Origin of the sequence: Coleofasciculus sp. G1-WW12-02, from assembly GCF_040219735.1 — a bacterium.
GTDB lineage: Bacteria > Cyanobacteriota > Cyanobacteriia > Cyanobacteriales > Coleofasciculaceae > Coleofasciculus.
Map to the genome: position 1 here is coordinate 122,753 of NZ_JAVJRX010000034.1, position 19,653 is coordinate 142,405.

The following is a 19,653-nucleotide window of genomic DNA, read 5'->3' on the forward strand; positions in this document are numbered from 1 at the left end:
GGGAAACCCCGTGTCCCTTCGCTTCGCTTATCGGGCAAGCTTCAGACCGGGGAGGAACACTCGGTAGCGGTTTCAACCGCCTACCCCTTTTTGGGGCGGAGGGGTATGGTTGCCCCTCCAATGAGGTACGGTTGCCTCAGTCTCCCGTTTCCGGGGTAAAGTTAGCTTCGCCAATGTTATCGGTCGGTAACTATCCAAAAAGCACTGTTTCAGTGACCTTAAAACTGTTTAACTTTTCGGTTCTAGAGCAGTAGACTAGCTACGTATCTACGCACCATCTCTTGAACACTTGCCGATAACGTAGTCATTTAAGACTTAAGCTGGTCAGAATGGCTTGTTAGACTTCTCTTTCAAGCCTCATGCCTTTAGGCTGAGGTTCCTGACCCATAGTTTAAGCGGATTTAATAGTGGTCTCTTACTTTCGCGTCCGCTGCACGAGGAACTTGGATGAGCTAGCGTTCAGTTAGCCCGTCGTGATCAATTGCCGATAACGGCTGAAGATTGATGACTGACATTCCAAGCGCCGATTTGTCGAGCCAGTAATCTCGCCAATTGAATATGCAGATTGTGACTGGCTTTGTAGGCGAGGAAGTGAGCGACAGGAAATTTCCCCAATAAACTCAAATCCCCTACTAAATCTAAAAGTTTATGACGCACTGGCTCATTTGAAAATCGCAAGGGCGGATTCAACCATCCGTGATCGTCGCAAACTAAGGCATTCTCCAAGCTACCGCCTTTAATTAAACCGCGATCGCGTAGCTGGTCAACTTGGTTGGCTAAACCAAAGGTTCGCGCCGGTGCGATCGCTTCCGCAAAATGCTCTTGTTCCGGTGTCCAGCTATACCATTGATTGCCAATGGCTGGGTTATCAAAATCAATGCCGTAGGTAAATCGAGTGATCGGTGCGGGTAAGGCGGCGACAAAGGCATCGTCTCGACAAACCCAGATGGGTTCCCCAACAAACATCGGGGAAGCTAGAGGAGATAGATGAGACGAGTTTTGGGGGCATTCACTCTCCACAATCCCTACCTCCTGAATCGCTTTCACCCAAGCCAGCGCCGAACCATCCAACAGGGGAACTTCTGATCCATCAATTTCAATACAAGCATTGTCCACTCCACTCCCTGCGAGGGCGGCGAGTAGGTGTTCTACTGTCCCTACTGTGACATCTGAGTCGGAGGAATTGATAAAATTCTCACAATTTTCAGCCTTCAATTGGGTAGAAAGCATTGTGCCAGAGACAGCCTCCACTCGCGCTGGAATCACAGGCTTCCCTGGCAGGTCAACTCGAACAAAATATCGTCCCGTCCCGGCTACAGCAGGCAAGATGCGAACAGTGGTGGTGATCCCACTGTGCAATCCAATACCTGATCGTTCAAAAGCAGCACCCAAAGTGTAGTTGGTCATTTGTTATTCGTCATTCGTCATTCGTTATTTGTCAGGGGGGAACTGTTGTTTTTTGCGTAGGGGCGGGTTTTACTACTATCGTTTCTTATCTCACCCAGATGTAACTAAACCCGCCCCGACTGAGAGAGTAAAAACTGGTGCATTAAAAGCGTTCTCCGATACCGAAGTGGAGACGGCTTTCTCCTTCATCATTAAACCCATAATCCACACGAATCGGACCAAGGGGGGATTGGACTCGGATACCAACCCCGACACCAAAGCCGGTGCCGGGTTTATCGCGAACGATCGCAGGTTCACCAGGTACATCATCACCTGTACCTAAATCGCTGGCAAAGTCAGCAAATAAAGCACCACCGACTACAGAGATAATCGGAAAACGGTATTCTGCGGTTGCTTGAATAAAGCTGCGACCTGAACCCACTTCTCCCTCATCGTAACCGCGCACTGAGTTACTACCACCCAGAGAAAAGGCTTCGTAGGGGGGTAAGTCTCCGAGCGCGGTTCCAGCTTGTAAATTAAAGGCAAGGGCTTCGGCTCCTTCGGTGAAATCGGTAAATTCTACGGGTAAATAGTAACTGTAGCTACCGCGCAGGCGACTGAGAAAGATATTCCCTTGACCGATGGGAATCGTCTGTTCGACTCCGAATCTGAGTAGAGAGCCACTTGTCGGTCGCAGAGGATTATTGCGGCGATCGCGCACAGCACCCAGTTGTAGGGTCAACAGGTCGTCTTTACCCTCTCCACTGAAGCTTAAATCGTTACCCAATTCATCCTCTGGACTCAGGTCACCATCAGAGTCTCGAATCGACACGTTTTGATATTCAAATCCAGCTGATGCTGTCCATTCAGAGCGCCGATAGAGGTCACGGGATAATGGACGGGTAAAGTTGATTCCACCACCAGTACGAACCACACGGGGACGGTCACCATTTTCCAGTTCGACCTCAGGATCACCGCCGTCGAAAATCAGAGAAATCGAGCGGCGTCGGAAGGCATTCACAGTATAGGATGTGCGGAAGGAATCGCCAGCAATCCAAGGGTCTGTAAAACGAAGGTCAAACAGTAGGGCGCGTTCTCCCACCTGGAATTCTGCTCCGAGGGTTTGATTATTACCACCCAGGTTTTGCTGCTGATAGCTAACCGTACCAAATAAGCCACTGGCAGAGCTGACTCCCGCCCCAGCCGCCAGGGAGCCTGTATTTCTCTCGATCACATCCACCACAACCACCACTCGACGGGGGTCAGTTCCCGGAGCAAAGGAAAGGCGCACGTCGTCAAATAGTCCAAGACCAAACACTCGTCGCAAATCGCGTTCAGCAATTTCGCGGTTAAACACATCACCCTCATTGAGTTGCATCTCGCGGGTGATGATAAAGGGACGGGTGCGTCCACCAATAGGTTCGTCCCCTTCCGTGAGTAAGCGAATTTGTTGACCCTCCTCATCCAGTATCGGTTCTCCCTCTTCATCGAGATAGCGTACTGCAATCTCTTCAATCACGCCTTCTGCTACAGTCAAGGTGACAATGCCATCATCGTTGATATCTGAGGCATCAACGACTTGAGCTAGGTCATACCCCTGTTCTTCATACCATTCGTTTAACCTTTGAACGCCTTGTTGTAGGTCATTCAGGTTAAGAATCTCACCATATTGCTCTTGAAAGATAGTATCAACCACCTCTTGAGGCAAAACCCGCGCCCCGGCTTCTATAGGAACAGTATTCACCGCAACCTGACGCAGTACAGGGTTAGGTTCAACGACAAAGGTAATCCGCACGCCCAAGGGGGTATCTTCGGGTATAACGTCCACACTTCTGAACAAACCTGTAGCAAAGACAGCATTCACATCTTGCTGTAACTGAGAGCGAGTTGTTGCTAATCCGGGTCTGGTGCTAATCGCTCGAAAAATCTCGTTTTCTAGTTGTTCTTGCGGTCCGGTGTAATCCTGGAAGTTAATTAAGACTTCTGATACGAGAACTCGTGGTTCTGGCTGATTGGCGGGCGGCGTTGGTGAGTTAGTTGGGGGGACTTGAACTTGGACAGTTAAGGGAGGTGTAGGAGTTACCGTTGGTGCTGCTGTGGCATGGACGGCTTGATGATTTAAAGTGGGGGGTTGAATGGGTGTTAATTGTGTCGAACTTACCTCAATTGGATGAATAGCTGGGTTCTCTAGAATCGGCTTAGAGTTCGATTCTGCCTCACTTCTAGGATGGTCTTTTGCGGTATGGCTCGTTTCTGTGAGAGTTTCGTCGCTAATTTGAGCCAACCGAGGATGAGAATCCTGCTGCACCTTACCATGATTTGGGGGTTGAATCGAGGTTAATCGGGTTGAATTTACCTGAATCGAATGAATCGCTGGATTTTCATGAATGGGCTGGGAAATAGATTCTGTCTCACTTCCAGGACTCTCTTTTACCCCATCGGTTTTTTCTATCACCGTTTGAGCCGTTGTTGTTTCCGGGTGTTCTAGCGTCCCCGTTTTCTCATGTTCTCTTAACTCATCCCGTTGACTGCGGTCAAATACCAGGATGGGTGGGTCAGTCGTTTGCCCATGGCTAGGGGAGTTCGATAAACCGATGCTAGTTGTTACAGCGAGAATTGCTGTTAATAAAGGAGATAAGCGCATGATCCTCAGATTTTTTGACACGTCCACACACCACGTTGATTGCAAGAATTGCGATCAGCTGTTATCTGTTGTCCACTGCTTGTTAATGAGTTAAGCGATTGGCTGCTTAACCAGCTTGGTTAAGTTGATCGAGTAGCCTTAAACCTAAGCAGTCATCACTGAACCGATACAGGAAAAAATACCAGGATTTTTATCACCTCGCTTACTCTTGAGCAATTAAGTCTCCCAAGCCCAGCGCAGCTTCCTATACCCATCGGTTAACAAGCGTCAGAAAAACGCAGACACCCTAAACCTTACAGCCTTTTGCTCTGTGCCTTCTGTCTGCTGCCTTCTTGGGCTAGCACTCGATCTAGAACTTGCTGATAGGCTTGTTCTACCTGTCCTAGATCCCGACGAAAGCGATCTTTGTCCATGACTCGCTGTTCTGGATCGGTTTCTCCTTGGTTCCACAAACGACAGGTATCGGGGCTAATTTCATCGGCTAAGAGCAACTGTTGGTTGGTATCAATGCCGAATTCTAGCTTAAAGTCCACCAGGGTAATACCGCAGCGTTGGAAAAAGGCAATGAGACTCTGGTTGACTTGCAGTGCTAGTTGTTCTAGCTGGTTGAGTTGGTCGGGGGTTGCTAGTTCTAGGAGTAATAAGCGATCGCGCGTTAGCAAGGGATCTCCTAATTCGTCCTTCTTATAGTAAAATTCCACGAGGGGCTTGGGTAGGACTTTGCCCAGGGGTAATCCAGTTTGTTGACACAGACTCCCTGCTGCAATGTTCCTCACCACAACTTCCACGGGCAAAATTGTCACTCGTTTGACCCGCATCTGGTTGGGGGTGGGACAGTCGATGAAATGGGTACAAATGCCTTCAGATTCCAGAAACTCAAACAAGTGCGCCGCGATCGCGCAATTCATTTCGCCTTTGCCCACAATTTGACCTCGCTTTTGGGCATTAAAGGCGGTAGCATCATCTTTGTAGATGGTTAGGAGAATCTCTGGGTCTTCAGTTGGATAAAGGATTTTGGCTTTGCCTTCGTATAGTTTTTGAGGTTGAGACATAATCAGGGTTTGCTCCATAGAATCCTCAACTATAATCTTTGATGGAGTTGAGGAGCGTTCAATCAGGATAGTACATAACCAGGAAGGCTCTGTCGTACTTAGGGTGATCAGGAAAAGTTATCGTAAAAAGCGACGGTGAAGACTCCCACGCTCTATAGCTGGGAGATGAAACCGAGCGGATCGTCCAGAGGCAAATTCATTTTGCCAGTCAAATATTCCGGATAACATTTACGGAATAAGTGTATACAATAGGGACAATTGCAGGAGGTCGAGCAAGTGTTTACCCTAGTTTATGAGTTTAAGTTAAAACCAACTAGCGCCCAAATAGCCACCTTTGAAGAGTGGTTAGAGCAGTGTAGGAGAGTCTACAATTATGCCCTTTGTGAACGCAAGAATTGGGTTAACAGTCGTAAATGTCCGGTGAACGCTTGCTCGATTAAAGGTGAGTATGTCATACCAGCAGACAGAAAAGCACCTAATTACAATTCTCAAGCAGTAGCACTCACCCAAGCGAAAAAGAATATCCCTGAACTTAAGCAGGTACACTCACAAGTGCTACAACAAACCCTCAAGCGGTTACAACTAGCATTTGAGGGAATGCTGGTATGTACAACTCACCCGGCAATGGAAAGTAGATGTACCTGAAATCAGTCCATCGGGTACATCGATAGGAATAGATGTAGGCTTAATGCACTTTGCCGCCGTGTCTAATGGGCGAACGTTTCCCAATCCAAGACCGTTTAAACACTTAGAAGGCAAGCTGAAATCGCTGCAAAAAAAAGTGTCTAAAAAGCGCATAGGGTCAAACAATCGCGCAAAAACACAAGCCAAAGTAAGCCGACTGCATGAGCGGATAGCAAACACCCGTAAAAACTATCATTGGGAGTTAGCCCATAACCTTTGTGACTGGGCTGACATGATTTTTGCCGAACAGTTAAACCTCAAAGGATTAGCCCGTGGAATGTTGGCTAAAAGCTGTTTAGATGCGGGTTGGGGTCAGTTTTTAGATATTCTCTCCCAATGTTGTTTTAAGCGTGGGGTATACTTCCAAAAAGTACCTGCCGCAGGCACAAGTCAAACCTGTCCCAAGTGCTTAAAGGAGACAGGCAAAAAGAAACTGTCTAAGCGAGTACACAAGTGTCAGCATTGCGGGTATACCTGTGATCGGAACGTCTCTACAATTCCGCCCTAAATCCCCGCATGACCTAACGCTAAACCCGCCACCAGCATCCCCAGAACCAAAAACGGTTGAGCGCTGGCTTGATATTTCACATCATTTTCCAGGGGCGATCGCAGAAAATACATATCCTGAAATGTAATCTGAGGCACAATTAACAGCAACAGGATTGCCGCATAGAGATTTTGATGAATGCTAATTAAATACCCCGCAATCCCAGCTTGAAAGATATCAATCATCAGCACACAAATCCAAGCCGCCGTACCCACGCCAAACATAACCGGAATAGACTTCAGCCCCAATTGGCGATCGCCTTCCACACTCTTAAAGTCATTCACCACGGCAATGCCTAAACCTGCCAGACTATAAAACAGGGTGAGAATCACAATCGTCCAATTCAGATCACCAAATAAAGCATGACCCGCCCACCAGGGAAGGGCAATATAACTCGCACCGAGGGCGTAGTTTCCCAGCCAGCCATTCTTTTTCAATTTCAATGGCGGCGCTGAGTAAATATAGGCAAGGAACGCCCCAAAAAGCGTTAAACAGGTTAACGTGGGAAACTCATGACCCACCCATCGATCCAACCCATACGCCACGCCGATACCCGCCAGCAGCAGCACAACAATCTGAGTCACCACTTGGGGAACCGAAATTGCCCCAGAAGGAATCGGGCGGTAGGGTTCATTAATCGCATCCAATTCGCGATCATAAAAATCATTCAGGGTTTGGGTATACCCCGCCATCAACGGACCCGATAGTAACATACACGTCACCGCTCTCAGGATATCTTCCGGCGTCCAGGTATATCCACCGCCCGACGCTGCGCCACACACAACCCCCCAGATTAGAGGAATCCAGGTAATCGGTTTCATTAACTGGAGACGAATTTTCCAGATAGATTTTTCACCCGGAGCGGCACCTTTCATCCCTAGGAGTTGCCGGGTTTTAGCACTTCGATCTGTTGATTCGGTTGAGGGAGAGTTAGACATAGGAGTTTTGAGTGTTGAGTGTGTAGGGGCGGGTTTTACCAATAACGTTCCGGATCAAACCACTAACTTGACTAAACCCGCCCCGATTTGACCCGTCGCGATCCTCGATAGAACCTGGTGCGTGATTATGTAGGGGTGGGTTTTAGAGAATTTCGCTATTAATGATAACGTTACCTCAAAACCTACCCTGACCGATATGTAGGGGCGGGTTTCACTATTATCGAAATGGTGCGTTACGCTACCCTTCGGGAACGATGCGCGAACGCTCTTTGCACCCTACCTTTGGGGGCTGGGCGAAGCATTCGTGGAGACATTTTATCCCTTTCGGATTAAGTTTTTGGCACGAATGCTTTGCCCCTACACAAATTATGACGAATGACAATCAACTTAGAACGAAATTATTAAATGTCGATCTTGGAACTTTGCCCCTTTCACAGATTGACCGCTCAGTTGGGGAGGAAGCCAGATATTACGCCGCTGATCGCCTGCTTCAATCGTCACCTCCGGGCCATATTGGGTGAGTTTCACCTGCTTTTTGTCAAAGCCCGGTAAAAACAAACTGACTTGACGATTTGCTACATCTATGCTAATGGATTTAGGCATTTGCACCGCTTGTTTAAAATCAGGCAGGGCATCAATTAACGGTTGCCAGTCAGCGCTTGTCGATAACTGGGGCAAGGCGCTAACCGTTAACGGGGCAAATTCAGCCGCTAAAGTTTCCGTTGCTGGAATTTGGTTCAGGAGGACACCACCCACCGTCAAATTAACCTGCTGGGCGCTACCCCAGAAATATTTGGCAGTCGCTAGGGCAGCGGTGTCTCCCGTCGTCACTAAATAAGCCGCCACCCGATTCGGATCAGCCACAGCCGTTTTACCCTGCTCCAACATTTGGTTAGTTTGCTGAGTCGGTTTTTGGGCAAAGTCGTCGGGTGTCCAGGTCACATTGAGAATAGCGCTGGTGACGGGCTGGATAAACGGGGAAATCGTTTTACCCAAATCCGACTCGGTAAAGATTTGGCGAAAGCGGCGAAAATACCAACTGAGAATTTCTGGCATGCCCAGCATTCTCAGAGTGGCTTGGTCGCCGCTGCCATCGTAGATAATCACATCATACTCACCACTGCCATCGTATTCACGAATCTCATTCAAGGCTAAAGCACTATCCATACCCGGTAAAATGCCCAGCTCTTGACCATAGACATTTTTCAGCGTTGGCGATCGCAAATACTGTGCTTCAAGCTTTTTCACCTCTTCCCAGCTACGTTCGAGGAGGAAGGTAGACTGAAGCTGAACCGCTTTCAGATTCGGTCCCACCTCCGTCGGATCAGCCCTAGGGAATGTTCCCAGTAAGAGTCCGAACGCTGGGGTAGGATCTTGCCCGATTAAAAGGACACGCTGACCGAGACTTGCAAATTTTTTAGCCGCCGCGATCGCAATTGTGGTGCGACCGGTGCCGCCTTTGCCTAAAAAGGTGAGAATAAAAGCCATGATTTTGTTGGACGCTGATGACTGAAGTCGCCAGTGACATACTCCTACACCAACTGATTACAGTATGGTGTAGGCTTCTCAGCGACTCCGGCTATTGCTTAGGACATTGACTGAGCTTTATTAACGATAAGGGATGCCCCACCGCACCGGACAATACAAAGTTTTGTCACCCAATGTAGCTGCTGAATTTTACCCGGAAACAGATGCTTTCTACCTGTAGCCTGTTTCTAGACCCAACCCCATATACCAGGTTGTCTTGGTTCAAAATACAGGTAAGCAATTAGCTTTTAATTTATTTAACCTGTACCGTAGAAGGGTAGCAAATTGAAATTGCTTTGACAACTATGAAGCAAGTAACAACGCGAGTATCGGATCGGGAATATGAACATCTAGCCAAGTTTGGCAAAGTAACACAAACAACCCAATCTGATGTACTCCGAGAACTGATACGCAAGTTGTCAATCTCTGGGGCTCAATGCCCCAGAGATTGACCGCCTATCCCTCTCACGCCAATCTAAATACAGATATGGCGTGAGGCGTTAGGCGTCAAGCTAACTGACGGGTTTGAGTTCATCTTCAAAAAACCAGGTTGCCGTATTGTCGTCAAACTTGACGATCACACCGACGCCGCTGCCATCTGTCACTTTAAAATCTTTGATGATGCCAACTTTCCCTAGTTTGTTAATGATATCGCCAGACACTCGGTCTCTGAGACGACAGACTTGAACTTTTTGACCAATCTCCATTATTGCTTCTAGTAATTCTAATAGGATGAACCATTCCAAAGTGTAGCGGAATCTGGGAAGTTGTGAACATGTAGGGGCGGGTTTGACGACTAATGCTGCGGTTCAAACCATTAACTGAACTAAACCCGCCCCGACCAAGGTGTCCTTCCCCAGCTAAGAGACGTAGCATGCTACGTCTGGAACATTGCTCCCACTTACCATCCGCTCCTGAGCCTCCGCCAAGGCGCGTCGTACCTGATCAAATCCCGTCCCTCCGTAACTGTTACGGGCAGAAACTACCTGAGTTGGTGCGATCGCGTCGTAAATATCTTCCTCAAAGGCGGGGTGGATTTCTTTCCACTCTGGCAAGGTTAAGTCTTTGAGCAGTTTACCTGCACCTAGACAGGTTCTCACCACTTTACCCACCAGGTTATAGGCTTCTCGGAAGGGAACCCCTTTGGTAGCCAAATAATCAGCCACATCAGTAGCGTTAGAGAAATCTTCTGCCACGGCTGAAGCGAGACGCTCAGGACAAAACTCTAGACCCTCCCGCAACAAAATTGTCATGGCTTCCAGACAACCTTTCACCGTTTTCACGCTGTCAAATAGCGCCTCTTTATCCTCCTGCAAATCCTTGTTATATGCCAAAGGCAATCCCTTCATCAGCACCAACATAGCTTGGAGATGCCCGAAAACCCGCCCAGTTTTGCCCCGTACCAGTTCAGGAACGTCCGGGTTTTTCTTTTGGGGCATAATACTCGATCCCGTCGAGCAATTGTCTTTGAGGGTAACAAAGCCAAATTCCTGAGATGCCCAAAGAATAATTTCTTCAGACAATCGGCTCAAGTGAACCATAATCAGACTCGCCGCCGTCAAAAATTCAATAGCAAAGTCGCGATCGCTCACACCATCTAAACTGTTGTGATAGACATCGCCAAACTCCAACAGAGAGGCGCTGTAATGTCGGTCAATAGGAAACGTTGTCCCCGCTAGCGCCCCACACCCCAAGGGAGAGATATTAACCCGGGGGTAAATTTCCCCCAATCGTTGCCAATCCCGTTGTAACATTTCCCAATACGCCAGCAAATGATGGGCTAAACTCAACGGCTGGGCGCGTTGGAGATGGGTGTAGCCAGGGATTAGGGTTTCGACATGGGATTGAGCCAAGTTGAGTAAAACCCCTTGCATGTCTCGTAACTGGGTACGGATTTGGGTGATTTTATCCCGCAAATAGAGCCGGGTATCTGTTCCAACTTGGTCATTGCGCGATCGCGCCGTGTGCAGCTTTTTCCCCACATCCCCGACAATTTCGGTGAGACGTCGTTCCACGGCAAAATGAACGTCCTCGGCGTCAATACCGGGGTTAAATTTTCCCTGGCGGTATTCTGAACGAATTTGTTCTAAACCCTGCACCAGTTGCTCCGCTTCATCGGCTGAAATAATTCCGGTGTGGGCAAGCATTCTAGCATGAGCCACCGAACCCGTCAGGTCATACTCAATCAGTTCGATATCAAATCCAATACTCGCATTAAAACCTGCGATCGCCGGATGAAGTGCCGATTCAAATCGCTGGCTCCACGTTGTTTGTTCCGTCACAATACAGATTCCCTAGTACAAAAAGGCTCTTTGAAGGCAGAGGGAAGAGGGAAGAGGGCAGAAGGCTGTAAGGTTTATGGTAGTTGCTTTTTCGCCTATTGTTAACGGGTAAGTTATTTCCGCGCCTGCTGCACTAATCCTGGGTTTTTTATCGTTTTATCGTTTATCCTCTTCACCAAGGACAAATGACCAATGATCAATCACCCAAACGAACTCATCCCCCGAAAAATATAACCGATGATTAGACCAATCAAAAATGCCCAGACTTGACCCGATTCAATGAAATTATTAAACGCCTGTTGCATTTGACCCAAAACATCAGGATCTTCAACTTGTTGCGCTAACACCAGTCCATCGGTGAGCCATGGACTCATCAGGTCAATAAGCGGATGGAAACTATTGACAACAGACGCTAGAGCTTGCACTTCCATAACAGCCATGGCGATGATTACCTTAAATTAAATAGGTTACTCGGAAGATTTTACCTGCAACACGACCAAGGTCATATCATCACCGTTATGATTTTTTGCTCCCATAAACTGTCCCACCTGCTCAAACAGGTAGTCTAGAATGACTTGAGAGCCTTGGTGATGTTCACAAGCCCACTTAAATGCTTCAATCAAATTTTCCTCATCAAAGCGATCGCCATGTTGATTGGCAACATCGGTAAATCCATCAGTGTAATAAATAATCGTGTCTCCCTCATCGAGCTGGATTTGAGCATCTTCATACTCAGAATCTGCCTCCAAGCCAATCAGCATCCCTGCTGTATCGAGACGCTGGATAGAATGAGTAGACGCCTGCCATAAGAAGGGGGGATTATGGGCAGCATTGCTATAGGACAAAGTTCGGGTTTTGGGATCGTACTCCGAATAAAACAGAGTGACAAATCGATTGGAATTTTCTAGGTCAGCATACATCACCCGATTCAAATGTTCCAGGATGCGGGCAGGGGAGTGACGGTTGAGTACTTCTGCCCGTAGCATACCCCGCGTCATCGTCATAATTAAGCCGGCTGGCACACCTTTACCCATGACATCACCAATCACAACGCTCCAGGGTACAAATGCTTTGTTTTCATCAACATATTTATTATCACAAAAACCTAGCGGACGAAGCTGATCATAGTTAGTGGGAATAAAATCATAGTAATCACCCCCAACTCGACTTGCCGTCTGACACCGAGCCGCCAGTTCAATTCCTTTAATCGAGGGACATTGACGAGGGAGGAGGCGTAATTGGATTTCCGCGCCAATTTCTAACTCTCGATCTAAGCGTTCTTTTTTGCGAAGTTCTACAGTAAGTTCATCATTAGAGATCGCGACGGCTGTTTGATCGGCAACTAACCGCACTAATTTCTGTCGGGTTGGCGTCCAGTTATAGTTTAGGTCATCGGTAAAGACGTACAAGCGCCCTCGTTCGACATTTTTAATTAAAATCGGTGTGCCAAATAACTGAATATCTGCGTTTAAATAACGATTGACCTGCTCGTCAAAGGATGCCCAGATTCTGTCCAACTGTTCTGAACTCAGTGCCAATTTTCCATCTTCATTGCCTTGAGCCGTGATTGTTTGACTTGCCTGTTCGAGTGCTTGACGCAATGTCTGACACGCTTGATTATCTTGGCAATGAATTTGTTCGAGCCGGATGTGACCATTTGGCTTCAACAAAACTAACGCGCCTCCCTCTGTATCGGTTACCCGTGCAGCCATCAAGGGAATTAATTCTAAAAATTGATTTAAATTGTTGAAGCTGCGTAAGGCAAATCCCAGCGAACTTAACAAATCTTGGATTTTGTGTTGTTCTCGGTGCAGGCGAGCTACAAGTTCTTTGAGTGCAGAAACAGGTGTTTTGTCAGAAGCAGCGATATAGGGAGTGCCATTCGCTGAATTAGGGGGTTGGCTCTTAAAGGGGCGTGCTGTCATCACATCAGGGTTGGGGAGCATCACGTTTAACTAAAGATATGGTTCAATCGGAGGTTGTCTCTACACTTATGGTCTTAAAGTAGCAATTGAAACACTTTTAACCATCCACGCTTCCAGAGGTCAGTTGGAAACGTCCGGACAGCCTTCTTGCCGGCATGAATAGGACAATATAAAAAGCGTGGGAAAATCCCGATGACATCCGATCTTAACGCTGTTGGTCTTTGGCGCTGTACTGAAGTCTGTTCCGGTTATTATATAAGTATGTGACTGATTTTAGGTGTCAATCATAGCGCCAATTGAGTATTCTGCCAACATCCATCTGGGGGATTAGTTAAACTCTTTGTTGTTGTTAATCTTCCATCAAGGGTCTAAAATCACTATTAGATCTTAAGGAATCTCACATTTTTTCTATCGATTGGAAAATAAAAGGTGCATTTCCCCTTTGCCTCGAATAGGATAATATTGAAGATGCATCAAGGCTGTAGACGCGCCTAAGTTTCCCATAGGGGGGATAGGGGATGAGTTGACTGCATCCATTTTGGATTTTGGTTTTTAGTTAATACTCAGATCTTGCACCTGACAAGAGCGATTGGAAAAGGACGCAACTGCGTCCCGTTCCGCTAATGAGAAACCATACATACAAGTCAAGTCCGCCGACGCTTCAGCAAGCTAGACTAACGCCAACCTTCGCTAACGCTAATGCGGACTCATAGAAAATTAAGGGTTTGGCTACCCGCCCCTTCAGGTTAAGAAGACTCCAGTTGAGACTGCTTAATTCCTTGTACTGCCCAAGCGGATAAACAGAAAGCTCTTTTGGCTTAATTTTGCAACACTTCTACATCATGACGGAAGGCAATTAAGGCATGACCGTTCTGCATTTCGGCTAAGGTTTGGAAGATCTCATCAGAGACTTCGGACGAGACAACGGTTTTCATCTCAATGTTGGTGTTATACCCAACAATATCCCCCATTCGCCTGCCATGACCCCCTTCACCGAGGACATCGTTGATGGTGTATCCTGTTACCCCTTTACTTCTGAGCAGTTTGATTAAACGATCTTTGAGTACGGACTCACCAATGATCGTCATTAAAACAGCGGGTTTGACAGAAATGGCTTCAGTAGACATAAGAAACTCCTAAAATGTTTGTTTAGGGAAGGATGACAGGCAAAGGATAACTCAATTCCTGTACCGATTCGAGACTTCCCGGAAAAATTCACCTCCTAAAATCTCTCGTCCCCAATCGACGAGTCGTTTTAATCCACTGGCGCAGTCGCTGTCGCAGATTATCGATATTAGGGGTTTGTTTACCATAACGCCAGCGTACATAAGCCTGAGAAATTTCATCAATCACGGCGGCTGAGTCAGAGGATTGCTGCTGACGCATGACTCTAGCATATTCTAACGGCGTCTGCGCGGGGTGCTTAATATATCCTTTAGCCCCCAAAGCCTTTAACATTTGCTGGTAAAGCCGTTCCATGGGCGGTAATTTCCCTAACCAGCGACGGTAACGCCAGGTTTGCCACTGCACCCAACCTAACCAACCTACGAACCCCACCGCGATGGCTAAAATTAACCCGCCAAACAACCCAATCCAACCACTGGAGAGCATCGCCCACAGTCCCACGATTAGCCGTAGCAGCGAACCAATAATTAGATTCCACAATTCTCCGATAAAATTGCTTACGGGTGTGGGTAACCAACCTGCTACCCAACGCCAAAACTGACGCAGAACGCTAAAGGTTTCCGTGTCTTCTACGCTTTGGGGGACTAATTCGTGTCCGGGAATGGGGTCAAAGGCAAACCAGCCATAGTTGGGGAAATAGACCTCCGTCATGGCGTAAGCATCGGTATTTTTGACGATATATAAGCCTGTGAAGGGATTAAACTGACCGGTATCAAATCCTACTACTAACCGCGCCGGAATCCCGATAGAACGCAGCATGATGGTTAAGGCAGTGGAAAAGTGGTCTGGATAACCGCCTTCGTATTTAAATAGAAACGCTTCTACTAAATCTTCGTCTTCCTGTAAAAAGGGAAGTTCCAAGGGGTTATCTGGAATTCTATACCGTCGTTTAACCTCTTGAGCCAAATACAACGCCTTCTCGTAGGAGGAGGTGAGGGGTTTGGGGGAGGTGGCTAAGAGTTGTTCGGTTTTTTGCCGCACCTTATCCGCGATTTCTGGTGGAATATCAAGATAGTATTTTTGGATATTGTCTGGGTAAGTGTCCGGGGCTTGTTGGAGTTGGGTGCGATCGCGTACTGGTACTTCGGATATCACCGTGTAGGTCAATCCTTCAAGTAAAGCTAGAGGCGATCGCAAACTACCTTCTGTATCAATGGCTACTTCCCTTGTGGGAAAATAGAGTTGCTTGGGATAACTCAGGGCGGGAATAATATTAGGCAGTTCCGATACGGCAGTATAACTTTGAATTACCGTTTTGGTACGACCCAGATTAAAGCTGGTGGGATAGAGTTGAAACCGATAAGACCAAGGGGGACGAGTCACTTCCAACACCTGATCTTCGCGAGACAATTCCCATCCTTGACCCGTATAGCGGTCAAAAGCCTGCACCCGCCAAAATCCAGGGGATTGGGAACGCACCCGCAAGACGACTTTCGGCTCGAGGGCGCCTCGCAGATTCTGGTTAATTTGGGTACCAAAACCATAGTAAAATGTCTCATCCATTTCACCCGCACCGCGACTGGGAGATGTTCCCTCACCACCCGTCCCCTCACCTTCACTCACATATCCGGGATTGTTCACCCCCCGATTATTCCCCTCAAAATCTTGCTCATCCAAATCCAACGGCGCACTGACGGGAAAGGTTTGTAGTTGATAACCGGGAAACCGAGGCATTAGGGCGAAAATCCCCAAACCCAAGGCGATAATAACTAACAAAAAAATACTCAACCGTCGCAGTGACAGTGGCGAGAAACGTTTAGCCCCCTCCTTTGAGGTTTTACGTTTTGGCTTTGGCGATAAACCGATACGGGATTGGTAATCGAGGATGAGTGTGGGTAAAGCGATGGCTAAAAATATCAACAGTAGCGGGGCAAACGCTAAGGTTTGGCTCAGGGTTCCTGCCACCCCCAACAAAATCAACCCGATTACCATGGAATAGCCTAAATCCTTGCGGCGGGGCAAGTCAAAGCTGTGGAGAACTTGTACTTGAATCAATAATTCTGCGAGAACGAGGCGGGTATCATTGAGGCTGGCTAATAAATTATTAAAGAATACCCCCATAGCGATTAGCATCCCAATCGCCAAAAAGAACTTGACCGCAATGTTGCGATGGCGGCGACGATACCAACTCCAGGTTGCTCCAATAATGGACAACGGTACAGCCCAGGCGCTCATCTGAGTCTCAGCGGCGATATCTGTGGCGACAATTCCCACAATCACTAGCCCCTGTACGAGGACTCGTAATCCTATCGAGTCTTCGGTTTGAGGCAGTGGCATTGTGCCAAGACGCTGCCACACCTGATTTAAACCAGGTAGACGCCGGATTCGCTGCATCCCTGAAGGATTCGACATAACAATTGACTCTCTTGTGCGCGAGATGGCTGTTAGCTTAATTCACGGGTTCAATCGTATTGTATCTAAGTCCAAAGCCGGGAGTGAGAGAAGCTCCCACGGCTAACAGCTAGCACTTAACCCTTACAGGGTTGGGTAGATAGCAAAAACCAAGGGGTTTTCGTCTGAGTCTTGGAACCGAATTTCCAGGGGATAGGTTTGATTCGGCGGCAAATCGAAGGCTTCAACACTCACATAGCCGGGGTAGGTACGCTCAGATACGGCTGAACCTTCAGGTGTACGCAAGGTCAAACTGCCACTTTCAGGCAGATGGCTCATCACCCGCAGTGTGGGAACACCTTCTTGCATCTGATACTCAGCTTGGACAGTGACAACGCCGACAGAGGTTTGCCACTGGCGTTCAACCGGAGTCTGGTTGGGTGAAATGGGTACTGTCAACGTGCTAATAATCTCTTTAGCCGCTAACAATGCCAGAATCATCTGTTGCTCTGGGGTTGCTTGTTCATAGGGTGGGGATGGGAGTTGCTTGAGCAACAGTTGTAGTTGTTCAGAATCACGACCTGATCCCGAAGACAACAGTACCATCTGAGCTTGATTATTGAGCAACTGGAATTGGGCGGGGAATAAATTTTCCACCGCCTTGACCATTTTTCGCCCCAATTGATAGGGGGAATAGACTGACTCCGAACAAGCGTTAAATAGGGTAACTAGAACGTTTTCGGGGATGGGAACAGGTAGCGGTAGGTTCAAGAGTTGGGGAGTCCATAACTGAACCGATGGAACCCAATTTGGGGCTACACTGTCTGAGATCTCAGGTTCATATTCAAAACGATCCGTCTCCCAGGGAAACAAGGGGGGATGACGCTCAATTTCAACTTGCAGTTTGCGCTTAATTAGCGCCTCAAAACGATTTTGCACGATCGGCATATCTCCCAAGTTGTAGGGGCGGTTTGTACCGCCCAGTTCGATGTCCTCACGAGTAGGAATGTTTTCGGAACCCACTCGTGTGTGGTCATTAGCGATTTCGCCAGTTATAGTGGGTGCAATGTTCACGTCTTCAAAGTCCAGTGGATCTAACTCATCAAATTGAAAATCCGCTGCTTCTAGCTCATCGGTAGGGTCTAACCCATCGGGTTGACCACTGATTGATGTTGTAGCAGCAGGAACGGACTCTTGTAACAGCCAAGCCATTAAGCGGCTGTATAGGGTGTCCGAGTTATTGTTTATGTCACTATTCATCTTCCGATGCACCTGATCCGGATACTGAACGATTGCGAATATCCCAGGCAATTTCGAGCAATTTAAACCATCGCTTGTCAACCTGAGTCACCGTACAACCTAGGGCTTGGGCTATTTCTTGGGTTGAATGACCCTGCTGCTTGTGGTTAAGCAATTCCCTCTGTTGGGGATCAATTTTGTTCTGAAATAGCTGCCACTGGTGGGGGGTCAACCCCAGATTTTTCTCTAAATCGGCTTCTAGCCATTGGTGGACGAGTTCCCAACGGTGAGAAAGGGCAAACCGAATTAAATGATACTTAAATCGTTGCTGTAAGTAATCCCTCTGACGGGGGGTTAATCCTAATATCTCCTCAATTTCGCTCGTCGGCAAGTCTTGTAGACGCAGGGTGAAGTAGTCAGCACAGTCTTGTTGTTGTCGTTCTTCAAGATAGGCAAACAATTCCTCAACCACCTTATCCCGCAGGTTCGCTTCTAAGGGTTCAGGTTCAGAAGCCACCATCACCTCTCGCACCTGCTGAATCGCCGCATCATTCCAGGTATTTTCTGAATCGGGAGTACCCCCTTCGGCGGCGGTATCCATGTCTACGGAGGTTTCTGGGGGTTGCTGTTGGGAAAAGGTTTGCGCCCGCAAAATTAGCAGTTGCTGGGATCGCCGTCCGGGTAAGGGAATACGCCGCTTGGCATACCGTTCGGTAAACGCCATGTACTCCGATAACTCTAGTAGCGATCGCGGACGATAATTATCTTCAATGGACGTCTCACGCCGAAAGGCATTTAAAGATTCTACATAAAATCCCTGTAAGAAATCTTCAATCAGGGTAACGCGGGCTTGATAGCTCGCTGGGGTTTGAGACGGGGTAATATAGCGGTAGACGATCGCACTCAATGTACTCTGGAGTTCGATTCGTCCCCGGTGAGAACCAAGGCGATAATAGTTTAAGACTTGTTTGAGGCGATGGTTGGCTAGGGTCTTCGCCCAGCTTTCAACATCTCCAGACGTCTTAATTCGATGGCTTTCATTACAAATTCGAGTGACTTCATTCGCTAAACGCGCTGCTACATCCTGACAGTTCTGCTCCGATGCAGTCGTAGACTGCCGGAGTTCGTTAAATAGCAGTTGAAAAATAGCCTCCACGCCCTGGCAGACTTCCCTCATGATGTTCATTCTTTCACAAAGACCCTAACACATACACGCAACAACCGTTTTAATCTGGGTTTAGACTCATACATAGCAGTAAGACTTACTCGCTTGAGGATCGCTCGATGGATTTAACCCAACAGATTCAAGCCCTGATTGACAATGCCCCTGCTGATGGGACGACGCCGAAAATGGTTGAGGCGATTGCCCCTGTTCTAACCATGCTTGCCAGTCAGTTACACCACTCGGACTATCATATTCTCCAAACTCTGGATCAAGGTTGGGTGGTAACGACCCTGAGTAATCGTGCCCAGCCTGAGGTCGAAAAAAATGTGGTCTATGCTTTTCCTACACTCAAAGATGCGGCTGATTTTCAATCCAATTGGGACCCTCAAATCGTCGCTATGTCTGTGCCAGTCACTCATATTTTGTTCCAGATGTTAGCGCTTGACACGGTAAATAGCACCGTTTTCTTTGATACACCTGGTAATTTAACAGCCGGAACTGAGGTGCGTCGAGAGGATCTGCAACGCTTGGTTCAAACCCAGCTCCAGCATACTTACTCAGCACCTCGGTCATATCCTAGCAACCTCCCCCCAGATATTGCTTGATTTAAATTAACCTACAGCCGCTAAAATTCTAGGGGTTTGATGGGTACGCGATCGACTCGCCCGCTGCTTCGGTGCTGGAGGTTTCCCTAACCTTGACGTTTTGGTCAACCAACGCGGCTGTTATTTCTTCTGAAAACCCTGGC

Annotated in this window: 14 protein-coding genes and 1 pseudogene; 2 read left to right on the forward strand and 13 right to left on the reverse strand. The window is 47.8% G+C overall.

Features of this window, described 5'->3' with window-relative positions; all coding sequences use genetic code 11:
- Positions 1-477: 477 nt before the first annotated feature.
- The 3 genes from lpxC to purC form a co-directional block, all read right to left on the reverse strand.
- Positions 478-1,407: a UDP-3-O-acyl-N-acetylglucosamine deacetylase gene (gene lpxC, locus RID09_RS05155; protein WP_446334873.1), complete on the reverse strand. Its 930-nt coding sequence runs from the start codon at positions 1,405-1,407 to the stop codon at positions 478-480.
- 142 nt (positions 1,408-1,549) lie between these two features.
- On the reverse strand, positions 1,550-4,030 hold the full coding sequence (locus RID09_RS05160) for a BamA/TamA family outer membrane protein (RefSeq protein WP_446334874.1): 2,481 nt from the start codon (positions 4,028-4,030) through the stop codon (positions 1,550-1,552).
- A 293-nt stretch (positions 4,031-4,323) separates the two neighbouring features.
- Positions 4,324-5,082, reverse strand: a complete 759-nt coding sequence (purC, locus tag RID09_RS05165; RefSeq protein ID WP_446334931.1) for a phosphoribosylaminoimidazolesuccinocarboxamide synthase — start codon at positions 5,080-5,082, stop codon at positions 4,324-4,326.
- 276 nt (positions 5,083-5,358) lie between these two features.
- Here purC and RID09_RS05170 point away from each other — a divergent pair.
- Positions 5,359-6,259, forward strand: a pseudogene (locus RID09_RS05170) (RNA-guided endonuclease InsQ/TnpB family protein); the annotation flags it as partial.
- Positions 6,260-6,270: 11 nt separating this feature from the next.
- On the opposite strand, the gene chlG reads toward RID09_RS05170, so the two are convergent.
- From chlG to hetZ, 10 genes are all read right to left on the reverse strand, one after another.
- Positions 6,271-7,251: a chlorophyll synthase ChlG gene (gene chlG / locus RID09_RS05175; RefSeq protein WP_446334875.1), complete on the reverse strand. Its 981-nt coding sequence runs from the start codon at positions 7,249-7,251 to the stop codon at positions 6,271-6,273.
- A gap of 387 nt (positions 7,252-7,638) precedes the next feature.
- Entirely contained in the window at positions 7,639-8,739 is a 1,101-nt protein-coding gene (locus RID09_RS05180) for a Get3/ArsA fold putative tail anchor-mediating ATPase NosAFP (RefSeq protein WP_446334876.1), read from the reverse strand.
- A 551-nt stretch (positions 8,740-9,290) separates the two neighbouring features.
- Positions 9,291-9,485 (reverse strand): cytochrome b6f subunit PetP, encoded by a 195-nt coding sequence (petP, locus tag RID09_RS05185; protein ID WP_446334932.1) that lies wholly within the window; start codon positions 9,483-9,485, stop codon positions 9,291-9,293.
- Positions 9,486-9,638: 153 nt separating this feature from the next.
- Positions 9,639-11,060, reverse strand: a complete 1,422-nt coding sequence (gene argH, locus RID09_RS05190; protein WP_446334877.1) for an argininosuccinate lyase — start codon at positions 11,058-11,060, stop codon at positions 9,639-9,641.
- 200 nt (positions 11,061-11,260) lie between these two features.
- Positions 11,261-11,500 carry a hypothetical protein gene (locus RID09_RS05195; protein ID WP_446334878.1) on the reverse strand — a complete coding sequence of 80 codons (240 nt, stop codon included), beginning with the start codon at positions 11,498-11,500 and terminating at the stop codon, positions 11,261-11,263.
- A 27-nt stretch (positions 11,501-11,527) separates the two neighbouring features.
- Positions 11,528-12,985, reverse strand: a complete 1,458-nt coding sequence (locus RID09_RS05200; protein WP_446334879.1) for a PP2C family protein-serine/threonine phosphatase — start codon at positions 12,983-12,985, stop codon at positions 11,528-11,530.
- A gap of 818 nt (positions 12,986-13,803) precedes the next feature.
- A complete protein-coding gene (locus RID09_RS05205; RefSeq protein WP_446334880.1) occupies positions 13,804-14,112 on the reverse strand; it encodes a P-II family nitrogen regulator in 309 nt (102 codons plus the stop codon).
- A gap of 88 nt (positions 14,113-14,200) precedes the next feature.
- On the reverse strand, positions 14,201-16,522 hold the full coding sequence (locus RID09_RS05210) for a transglutaminaseTgpA domain-containing protein (RefSeq protein WP_446334881.1): 2,322 nt from the start codon (positions 16,520-16,522) through the stop codon (positions 14,201-14,203).
- Between the two features lie 123 nt (positions 16,523-16,645).
- Positions 16,646-17,761 carry a hypothetical protein gene (locus RID09_RS05215; protein ID WP_446334882.1) on the reverse strand — a complete coding sequence of 372 codons (1,116 nt, stop codon included), beginning with the start codon at positions 17,759-17,761 and terminating at the stop codon, positions 16,646-16,648.
- On the reverse strand, positions 17,754-18,917 hold the full coding sequence (hetZ, locus tag RID09_RS05220; protein ID WP_446334883.1) for a heterocyst differentiation protein HetZ: 1,164 nt from the start codon (positions 18,915-18,917) through the stop codon (positions 17,754-17,756). The genes RID09_RS05215 and hetZ overlap by 8 nt, the downstream gene beginning before the upstream one ends.
- A gap of 107 nt (positions 18,918-19,024) precedes the next feature.
- Here hetZ and RID09_RS05225 point away from each other — a divergent pair, with 107 nt between their 5' ends.
- Positions 19,025-19,510 carry a hypothetical protein gene (locus RID09_RS05225; RefSeq protein ID WP_446334884.1) on the forward strand — a complete coding sequence of 162 codons (486 nt, stop codon included), beginning with the start codon at positions 19,025-19,027 and terminating at the stop codon, positions 19,508-19,510.
- Positions 19,511-19,653 lie beyond the last annotated feature (143 nt).

Bases quoted from the DNA above. Each gene is read 5' to 3' on its own strand.
- lpxC (WP_446334873.1), bottom strand. From the start codon at position 1,407: ATGACCAACTACACTTTGGGTGCTGCTTTTGAACGATCAGGTATTGGA.
- RID09_RS05160 (WP_446334874.1), bottom strand. From the start codon at position 4,030: ATGCGCTTATCTCCTTTATTAACAGCAATTCTCGCTGTAACAACTAGC.
- purC (WP_446334931.1), bottom strand. From the start codon at position 5,082: ATGTCTCAACCTCAAAAACTATACGAAGGCAAAGCCAAAATCCTTTAT.
- chlG (WP_446334875.1), bottom strand. From the start codon at position 7,251: ATGTCTAACTCTCCCTCAACCGAATCAACAGATCGAAGTGCTAAAACC.
- RID09_RS05180 (WP_446334876.1), bottom strand. From the start codon at position 8,739: ATGGCTTTTATTCTCACCTTTTTAGGCAAAGGCGGCACCGGTCGCACC.
- petP (WP_446334932.1), bottom strand. From the start codon at position 9,485: ATGGAGATTGGTCAAAAAGTTCAAGTCTGTCGTCTCAGAGACCGAGTG.
- RID09_RS05195 (WP_446334878.1), bottom strand. From the start codon at position 11,500: ATGGCTGTTATGGAAGTGCAAGCTCTAGCGTCTGTTGTCAATAGTTTC.
- RID09_RS05200 (WP_446334879.1), bottom strand. From the start codon at position 12,985: ATGACAGCACGCCCCTTTAAGAGCCAACCCCCTAATTCAGCGAATGGC.
- RID09_RS05205 (WP_446334880.1), bottom strand. From the start codon at position 14,112: ATGTCTACTGAAGCCATTTCTGTCAAACCCGCTGTTTTAATGACGATC.
- RID09_RS05210 (WP_446334881.1), bottom strand. From the start codon at position 16,522: ATGTCGAATCCTTCAGGGATGCAGCGAATCCGGCGTCTACCTGGTTTA.
- RID09_RS05215 (WP_446334882.1), bottom strand. From the start codon at position 17,761: ATGAATAGTGACATAAACAATAACTCGGACACCCTATACAGCCGCTTA.
- hetZ (WP_446334883.1), bottom strand. From the start codon at position 18,917: ATGAGGGAAGTCTGCCAGGGCGTGGAGGCTATTTTTCAACTGCTATTT.
- RID09_RS05225 (WP_446334884.1), top strand. From the start codon at position 19,025: ATGGATTTAACCCAACAGATTCAAGCCCTGATTGACAATGCCCCTGCT.